This is a genomic window from Dialister sp. UBA1703 (genome assembly GCA_002320515.1).
In the GTDB taxonomy this organism is placed as follows: domain Bacteria; phylum Bacillota; class Negativicutes; order Veillonellales; family Dialisteraceae; genus Dialister.
This window is the reverse complement of record DCJJ01000018.1, coordinates 9,922-14,199: the sequence shown is the minus strand read 5'-3', so window position 1 is coordinate 14,199 and position 4,278 is coordinate 9,922. Positions and strand designations below refer to the sequence as shown.

Genomic DNA, 4,278 nt, shown 5'->3' with positions numbered 1-4,278 from the left:
CCCATAAAAGGGCCTTCCTTTTGTCGGCTGACCGTTATTGGCGGCATGGGCTCGCTTCGCTCGCCTCCCCCTTCCACCACTTCGTGGTCCCCCACCCCCGCATGCGGGAGTGGGCAAGTTTGTGGGGAGAAAGCCAGTTTCCCCGATTCCAATCCCGATCGAGGGTTCAGAGGGTTTAGAGGGGGAAGGTATCGCCTACGGCGATGAGTATGAAATCAGCGTTACGGGATTTACCTTTGTGTCACCCAAGCCGCATAGCGGAGAAACAGAGCCCCCCTTCCGGAGAAAGGAGGATGAGAATTGCGGCGGAGCCGCCGGTACAATTTTCGGGCCCAACAGGTCCGTCTGATAGTCTCCCTTCCTCAAATCTCAATTCTCAAATCTATCTATTACTCCTTAATTTCCTTCCCCACATGGGGACCGATCAGCTTTTCCCTGGCATAGTCCCAGAGGATTTCCGATCCTTCTGCGGTATGCTTATTCCGTTTCATTATCTGGGAAAGATGGACACCATGCTCCTTCCAGGCTCTGCCGCCGGTGTAGTCATTCAGCATCATAGGCTGGATATTGTCCATGGTATGGGCAAAGCGAGCTTCCGGCGTATCCGCCCTTTCAAATTCATCCCACAGGGCGCGGAATTTCTTTCCCTCCTCCGGCAGCATGCCGAAGAGACGGTCTGCGCTCTCTGCTTCCTTTTCATGCTGGGCCTCTTTGCTCACCCCTGCATAGGCGTAGGTGTCACCGGCATAGATTTCCACCAGGTCATGAATTAAAAGCATGGACACTGTTTTCAGCACATCAATTTTCTCATTGCTGTACCCTGAAAGCAGAAGAGTCATAACCGCCATATGCCAGGCATGTTCCGCATCATCCTCCATACGCACGGCGCCGGTAACATAGGTCTGCCGGGTAACCAGCTTTTCTTTGTCGATTTCACGGAAGAAATCAAAAAGCCGGTCCAGTTTTTCTTCCTGCTTCTTCTCCATTACTCCTCACTCACTTTCCGATTTCTTCTATCCCAGATGAAAAAAATCACATATAAAAGGATAGAAATACCAATGACAACGCCAAGGCGCAGGGGATTCTGGTGGATGGTCACCGTATCGTGTCCAATGAGGGCCTCAATGGCGGTAGCAGGAAATTTCCCGATAAAAGAGGCCAGTATATAGTCACGGAAACTCATCTTTGAGAGGGCGCCGAAAGCATTAATCACTGCCGCAGGGAAATAGGGGATGATACGGGCAATCATCATCACCCGGAACCCCTCTGTCCTGCTCTTTTCATCCCAGGCAGAAATCCGGGCATTCCCTGCAATCAGCCTTTCTGCTGAATTCCGTAGAAATGTACGGAAAAAGATGAAACTGATGCCCGCTCCCACAGTCTCCGCTGCCCAGGCCAGAAGAATGCCCGGCACAATGCCGAAAATCAAAGTGCAGGCCGTGGAAAAAATCATGGCCGGCGGGAATCCCACCGCATTCATAATGGCAGTCAGCACAAAGGCAAACACCGCCGCCCCATCGCCAAAGGATCGGATGTAGGCAGCAATTTCCAGAATTTCTCCCCGCTTCATCAGCACCCATATGGTGTAAAAAGCAGAAGGATCCGCCAAGTACAGACCGCCGAACAGAATAATCACCGATAATAGAAGAGCCCCCTTGGCCAGGCCCTGTTTATGCTGTTTCATATATGTCCTCCTGATGGGAAATATTATAGCATAAAGGGGAAATAGAGGGTTCGGAAAAGAAGGTTGTAGCCTGCTGGCGCAGGCGGGTTGCGTAGAAAGGTTGTACGAAAAAGGTTCTCAAGATGGATGGGCCTTGGACACGCCTGCGGCGTGAGGGTTCAAAGGGTTCTGAGGGTTCTGAGGGGAAGGATTGCCCTTGCGGGCAATAAGTATATAGTCAGCGTTACAGGACTTGCATTGTGCCACTATGGCTCCCCGTCATTTCGAGCGGTGGTACAAGACGATATGAATCCCATAGTTTCGTGGAGCCGGTGAAAGGGAGCCCTCAAATCTCCCTGCTGAATGCTGCTTTGAGGCAGAAAGGAGCGCTTGGCGTAGACGCGACAGCAGTTAGCTTTTAGCAATTAGCTGTGAAGAAGTCTCTTGCGTTGCGTATCATTAGTCATGAACCGGCATTACGGTGAATTGGCCACTATATCCGGCCGCGCCGGACTCCCCCTGTTCAGGGGTCAGAATAGGCCTCTCTATGTCTTTCGTAGAGTCATGCGCAGTCAGGGAACGGCCGGCAGCCGACAGCTGATAGCCGATAGCCGATAGCCGATTTTATCATAAAAGGCGTATAAAAACGGCGCCCCTTGGGAGGAGCGCCGTATCATTCATTTTACAAAATATCCAAATCCTCATACACCAGTTCTGCCACAAAGTGTCCGGTGGTATCGATGAGTCCCCACTTGCCTTTGATTTTCACACCGGCTCTGCCTTCGTGGAAGGGAGTCACATCGGCAGCTTCTTCTTTGAAGGTAATGCGGTCTTTTCCTTCCCTATCCACATACTTCCAGCCGTCCTTTGTCTTTACCGGAATGAGGCCGTCTCCCTCTTTAGCCACAGCGCGGAAGAGGAGTTCCGTGATGATGGTGCCGTCCTTTGAAATCAGGCCCCACTGATCTTTGAGTTTATACCCATAAAGTCCGTTTCCCATGGCATAGAAGGAGTCATAGGAGAAGGGCACCAGCGTGCTTCCGTCATCCATGGAAAGGATGCCCCACTTTTTGCTGTCGTTCTGGGCAAGGAGAACATTGTCCTCTTCTGCCGGCAGGAGTCCCATGTATATCGTATGGGCAATGAAGATACCTTCCCTGTTCACCCAGCCATACTTTCCGTCATTGCGGATAAGGATACCCTTTTCTCCCAGCTTGAACACCCGGTCATTGGCAGGACTGGCAATCACTTTGCCGCTGCTGTTGATGTAGCCCCTCTTTACTTTGATGGTGGGCACCGTTTCATAATCATAGTACCAGGGATCCCACACAGGGAAACCAATCCCCCATCCCCAGGGGTGATGGTAGTGATGATGGTGATGATACCAGTGTCCCCAGCCCCAGCCGATACCGATGGTGACAGGGAAGCGGCGCATGACCGCCGTTTCCCCTACCTCACCGGTACGAACTTCTGCCATACCGTTTTCAAAAGGATATAATTTGTCAAATTCCGCCATAAAAGCTATAGTGCCGTCCGGTTTGGCATAGCCATTGCCATCGGTGGTCTTCACCCCTGCCAGGCCTTCAGAAAAGGGGGTAAGCACTGCTTTAAACTGAGGCACCGCGGTCACATGGCCTTCACTGTCCATGAACCCCCAGAGCTTGCCTGCATCCTGCACGGCAGTCATATGCTCGCTGAATACGGGCACCACCGATTTATAGACGGGAGGCACCACCTCTTTCCCCTTCCCGTCTATAAAGCCCCAGTGGTTCTGATTATCCTCCACCGCCAGAAGGCCGTCGCTGTAGGAGGGGCCTGCATCCTTGTAATGAGGCGCCACCACTTCTTTCCCGTCCCGGTCAATGACACCCCAGCGGCCTTTGATTCTCACCGGCGCCAGACCGTCCTCAAAATAACGGGCTTCCTGGTACACCGGTGCGATTTCCTTTCCGTCAAGGGACAGATAACCATACTTTCCGCCTGCCTTCACAATGGCCATGTCATTTTGGAAATCGGACACCTGCTCATAAGTCCTATCGGAAATTTTCGTGCCGTCTTTCTTATAGAAGGAAATCCGCTTATCCTTCCCTTCCACCGCCAGAGCGCCTTCCTTCCAGACAGAACGGGTCTCATAGGAAACGGGGACCACCACTTTTCCGCTTCGGTTATAGAAGCCCCGAAGTTTCCCCTGCTCCACCTCCACCAGGTTGTCCCGGCCAGGTTCACTGTCCCTATCATCATCCTTCACATCGGGATCCGACAGGCTGATGCCGATCTTATCATAGGAAACGGGAATGACCATCTTCCCGCTGCCGTCAATGGCCCCCCATTTCCCCTTCTCCTTCACTGCTGCCGTAAAAGGAACTACATCCCCCTTCGGCGCCTGGGGCCCTTCATTGGCATAGGAAGAAAAAGAAACACACAGAAGCCCCGCCGCCAGGGCAGCCATCATTTTTCTATAAACCATGGAAACCACCTCACCATGAAAAGTAACTGAAAGTCAATTTCTCCTTCTATTGTAGCACAGGAGTGGAAGTTACCTGAGTCGGCGATTCGCGATAATTCACAATCATCCCATGCCGGGTGGGAAACCATTAAGGAAGCGCTGATTAAAT

The 4,278-nt window shown here is 52.1% G+C and carries 3 protein-coding genes; all 3 read right to left on the bottom strand.

The window, feature by feature from the left end; genetic code table 11:
* Positions 1-389: 389 nt before the first annotated feature.
* The 3 genes from B2Y11_RS00945 to B2Y11_RS00935 all read right to left on the bottom strand — a co-directional run bounded on the left by B2Y11_RS00945 (position 390) and on the right by B2Y11_RS00935 (position 4,130).
* Positions 390-986, bottom strand: a complete 597-nt coding sequence (locus B2Y11_RS00945) for an HD domain-containing protein (protein ID WP_291054940.1) — start codon at positions 984-986, stop codon at positions 390-392.
* Complete coding sequence (locus B2Y11_RS00940; protein ID WP_291054938.1) at positions 986-1,684, bottom strand: TVP38/TMEM64 family protein; 699 nt, start codon at positions 1,682-1,684, stop codon at positions 986-988. The genes B2Y11_RS00945 and B2Y11_RS00940 overlap by 1 nt, the downstream gene beginning before the upstream one ends.
* Before the next feature lie 661 nt (positions 1,685-2,345).
* Complete coding sequence (locus B2Y11_RS00935) at positions 2,346-4,130, bottom strand: WG repeat-containing protein (RefSeq protein ID WP_291054935.1); 1,785 nt, start codon at positions 4,128-4,130, stop codon at positions 2,346-2,348.
* Between the last annotated feature and the right edge of the window lie 148 nt (positions 4,131-4,278).